The sequence below is a fragment of the Niallia sp. FSL K6-0212 genome (genome assembly GCF_038007605.1).
Taxonomy (GTDB): domain Bacteria; phylum Bacillota; class Bacilli; order Bacillales; family Cytobacillaceae; genus Niallia; species Niallia circulans.
On the sequence record NZ_JBBOXL010000005.1, the window covers coordinates 1 to 3,992 of the forward strand.

Sequence of the window (3,992 nt, forward strand, 5' to 3'; positions counted from 1 at the left end):
TTTCTCGAATGGATGAAGTGCTGCCAATGTAAATTGGCCACACTTCAGCAAGGCGAGTTCGACGATAGTCGAAAGGTTTTTAAGGGGGTTTGGGGGATACCCCAACACATGTAACTTTGCTTGCAAAGTGTAGTGTGCTACACTTCTATTAATCTACTAGATTTTTGAGAAGGAGATGAACCCCTAAAATGAGCTATGCAATTTTGCATATGCAGAAGCTAAAACAACCTGCAATCAAGGGCATTCAAATACATAATCAAAGAGAAAAAGAGAGTCAGACAAATGCTGATATTAGGAATGAACTTTCCCATTTGAATTACGATTTAGTTAATCCTAAATCTATTGATTATAACGAAAAAGTAAACAAAATGATTGAGGAAGGAGTGACGACTGGCAAAGCCATTCGGAAAGATGCGGTGAAAGTTGCTAGTTTTCTTGTTACTTCTGATTCAGAGTATTTTCAGAATCTATCAGAACGAGAAGAAAGACGATTCTTTGAATCGGCTTATGAATTCTTTGCAGATGAATATGGAGAAAAAAATATTGCTTATGCAATGGTTCATAAAGACGAAAAAACACCACATATGCATGTTGGATTTGTGCCGATTACGGAAGATGGTCGGCTTTCGGCAAAAGATTTTTTTGGTAAGAAACAACAACTTGCAAAGCTACAGGATAAATTCCATGACCATATGGTACGAGAAGGATTTGATTTAGAACGTGGGGTCTCAACTGACCGTAAACATGTTGAATCAACTAAATACAAGGCTCTAACGCTTCAACAAATGGAAAAGGATGCGAAAGAGAAGTATGAGCGAACAATAGGTCAGATCCATGAGATTACAGATAAGACAAAAGCTATTGAGAATATTGAATCGAAAAAAGTTCTTGGATTAGTTGGGATGAAAGAGCAGGATTATCAAAGTTTAGTGGACTATGCTACTAATGGAGTTATTTATCAAGTGAAAGCTGAGAATTTAGAAAAAGACTTGGAAAAAGCTAAAAAAGAAGTTGAACAGCTAAAATCAGATATGCAAATTGGACAAGATAAAGTTCGTCATTATTATAAACATATTGAGGAGAATTTGGATTCTTTAGTTAAAGAAAAAGTGATAGAAAAAATGAAGAAGACTGACATTGTAAAGAAATATGAAAACTTAATTGAAAAGTATAATGGGTTGGTTAATAAATACAATGACCAGTTAAAAGAAAAAACAAAACTAGTAGGGGAAAGGGATACACTTAAGTTTGAAAATCAGTCATATCAAAGAGAAAATAGAGATTTAAAGCTAGAAAATGGAAAATTAAAGGATAAATATTTGGAACTTGCTAATGAGTTTTCTTCTTTTAAAAAGAGAGTAGTGAAAGTTTTGTTTGTTCAAATTGACCGCGTTAAACGGTTTTTAAGGCTAAATGATGTAGACCACAATAAAATAAAATTACTAGAAGATAAACGCAATGAGTTTGTCCAGGACTCATTACAAAGATTAGAGAAACCTGAAAATCAAAAAAGAGAAGAAATGGAGATGGAACGTTAAATGCATGATTTTGAAAGGTCAAAACAGATTATCAAGGGAACTTTGGACTGCAATCGTACTTGGAATGTGACATTTGAATATAATCGAGATTATGAAAAGAAGCCTTTATCTTGGGAAGAAAATGAACAGTTGCTAGATGATCTTATTAAAGTGTTTGAAAAATATGAAATGAATTGGAAACTAAAATAAATAGTCTCTTATAAGAGACTATTTATTGATTGGAACAAAATTTATTTTAGGGAGAATATGTTTTTTTAAACTACTATCACTAAATGTAGTCATAGTATTATTTTTTTTATCAAATTCAACTCCTAAAGCTTTGAAAATTACTTCTGTTTGTGTAGCTGTTAAGTCAAAAGAAATATTTTCATCATTTAAATAAATCGTTAATTCTATTCCTTCAATCATTTTTTTTCATCTCCAAAAAATCTTGATTTTCCAAGCTTGCAGACTGTTCTGGAATGGCTTTTTGTCTTCCTCTCAAAACTTCAATTGAATTTAAAGGTTTGTCTTCTTCATAATAACTTAAAAGCATCTGTCTTTTATGATCATTACCTTTCATCATGATATTGGGATTAACCAAGTAAACTCCATTTTGTTTTTTCATAATAAAGTTGTTTTCTTGTAATTTTTTCATGATTCTAGTTACTGTACTAACTCCAACTCCCACATCTTCGGAAATACTTCTATAAGTTCCTATAAACATATTTGTGTTTTGATTTGTGTTTTCTGCTATGTAGATAAAAACGTCAAGTTGTTTACTATCAATTATTCCTAAGATACTTAAAAAATCCATTAAATAGACTTTCCAAAATTGTTTTGTACCATAAACTCGCTTTGTAATTTGATCTACATGTACTACTTCTCCTGTTTCTTGGTCAATTAATGTTCTTTTTTGTTGTCCTATTAAAGTTTGAGTATCACTGATATATTCCATGTTTTTGCTCATGTTACACCTCGATTTTTATGTCCATATTTGAACATTAACATGTTCAAATAAAGAACACAATATATTTATTCAAATAATTATATTTGTATTCAAAAAAAGAATACAAATATGTTCTAAAGTGAACACAAAACCATTCAAATATGAACACAAGCAAAAACGCTATAACCCTTGGTATATATGGGTTTATGCTACTTTTCTAAAAAAAACACTCTCTTCTTAATCAAATAGCTTTTATTAACGCAAGGTTCAGGTAGTATTTTTTGAGAAAACCATTCAAAAAATCTCCACCTTTTTCTCCTTGCGTTAATAAATTTTACAGGCTGCATTTATCTTGCCGAACGACCGATAAACTGATGAAACATGAATTAGGTCGTTCGGATAAAAATTAGTTTAGCCTGTAAAAACGCTAGTTCTTTCGTTCAATATTTTTATTTTAAATTTAAATAAGTGACGTAAAATGGGGGCTAGCCCCCAAACCCCCAGCCTCACTCTCTCTACCTGATGAAAGGGAAAATCTTTAATAGCTTTTAGAAAGCCTTAAAGGCTTCTATTTTGCCTTTAAGGCAAATGAAGGTATAAAAATTAGGATAGTCTCTTAATCAGTCTATATGAGCCTTATATGGCGTCTGTCAACGGTAAGCGGACCGAAGGGAGCATTAAGGAGTTGATAGACTCACAGAACCCAAACCCTCTTGGCATTGTCGAAACTCAAAAAATACTACCCGTACCTTGCATGGAGAAATTTTGGCGGTGCTGAACTGTCGCCAAGCCGACGTACCTAAAACGAGGATTTAAGGCAATCGGCTTGCTCGTGCCATTGTACCGCCAAAACCGCCAGAGCAACCGTTCAAAGATTTGTTCTTTTATCACATAGATCCACGCAATAAGGGGCTAGCCCCTCTTGGCTCTCGCCAATTCACCCCAGCCTGCGCCTTCCACCCTAAAACAAGGGGAAAGGCTCTTGAGTGCAAAAAGAGAAGCTTATTTTTTATTTCACTTTATTAAAAGTTTTAGTAACAAAAATCATTAATATCGTGGTATAAATTGTTGTTAAGATTAATCCAATTATTGCACTAAAATACATAGTATTTATCTTTTTAATAACCCTAATTTTCAAGTCGCCACTTCCTTTATTTAACATTACTTTTCAAGTAATACATTCTTTTTATTATTAAATTTATAATCAAAAAATATTCTTGCATTGAGAAGCCCATAAATGCCCTCTATGGCGTTTTGGTGCCCTTTTAGTGTTAAATTAAGGGGCCAACCTCCCACAAAGGCGAAAAAGCCCCGTATGGCGTCTGTCAACGGTAAGCGGACCGAAGGGAGCATTAAGGAGTTGACAGACTCACTGCACCAAGACCCTCTCGGTGTGTCAAAAGTTCACCTTTTGACCTGCCTACCGGCGAGGGAGCCCCTCAGGGATTGAGGGGTTGGGGTGTTCGATTAAGGGGGTCTGGGGAAGAGTTCCCCAGTGGGTTTGGGCAAAGCCCAAGGTCTATGGT

Annotated in this window: 4 protein-coding genes; 2 read left to right on the forward strand and 2 right to left on the reverse strand. The window is 34.2% G+C overall.

Annotated features, from left to right (window positions below):
- Window positions 1–188 precede the first annotated feature (188 nt).
- On the forward strand, window positions 189–1,538 hold the full coding sequence (mobV, locus tag MHH96_RS25555; protein WP_341118326.1) for a MobV family relaxase: 1,350 nt from the start codon (window positions 189–191) through the stop codon (window positions 1,536–1,538).
- Window positions 1,539–1,727, forward strand: a complete 189-nt coding sequence (locus MHH96_RS25560; RefSeq protein WP_333730834.1) for a hypothetical protein — start codon at window positions 1,539–1,541, stop codon at window positions 1,725–1,727.
- An 18-nt stretch (window positions 1,728–1,745) separates the two neighbouring features.
- Here the strand turns inward: MHH96_RS25560 and MHH96_RS25565 are convergent, their stop codons facing one another.
- A complete protein-coding gene (locus MHH96_RS25565) occupies window positions 1,746–1,946 on the reverse strand; it encodes a hypothetical protein (protein ID WP_333730833.1) in 201 nt (66 codons plus the stop codon).
- The gene (locus MHH96_RS25570; protein WP_333730832.1) at window positions 1,939–2,487 is read right to left on the reverse strand and encodes a replication/maintenance protein RepL; all 549 of its coding nucleotides are present in this window, start codon (window positions 2,485–2,487) and stop codon (window positions 1,939–1,941) included. The genes MHH96_RS25565 and MHH96_RS25570 overlap by 8 nt, the downstream gene beginning before the upstream one ends.
- Window positions 2,488–3,992: the final 1,505 nt, after the last annotated feature.

Excerpts from the sequence above, each read along its gene's own strand:
- mobV (WP_341118326.1), top strand. The coding sequence starts at position 189 with ATGAGCTATGCAATTTTGCATATGCAGAAGCTAAAACAACCTGCAATC.
- MHH96_RS25560 (WP_333730834.1), top strand. The coding sequence starts at position 1,539 with ATGCATGATTTTGAAAGGTCAAAACAGATTATCAAGGGAACTTTGGAC.
- MHH96_RS25565 (WP_333730833.1), bottom strand. The coding sequence starts at position 1,946 with ATGATTGAAGGAATAGAATTAACGATTTATTTAAATGATGAAAATATT.
- MHH96_RS25570 (WP_333730832.1), bottom strand. The coding sequence starts at position 2,487 with ATGAGCAAAAACATGGAATATATCAGTGATACTCAAACTTTAATAGGA.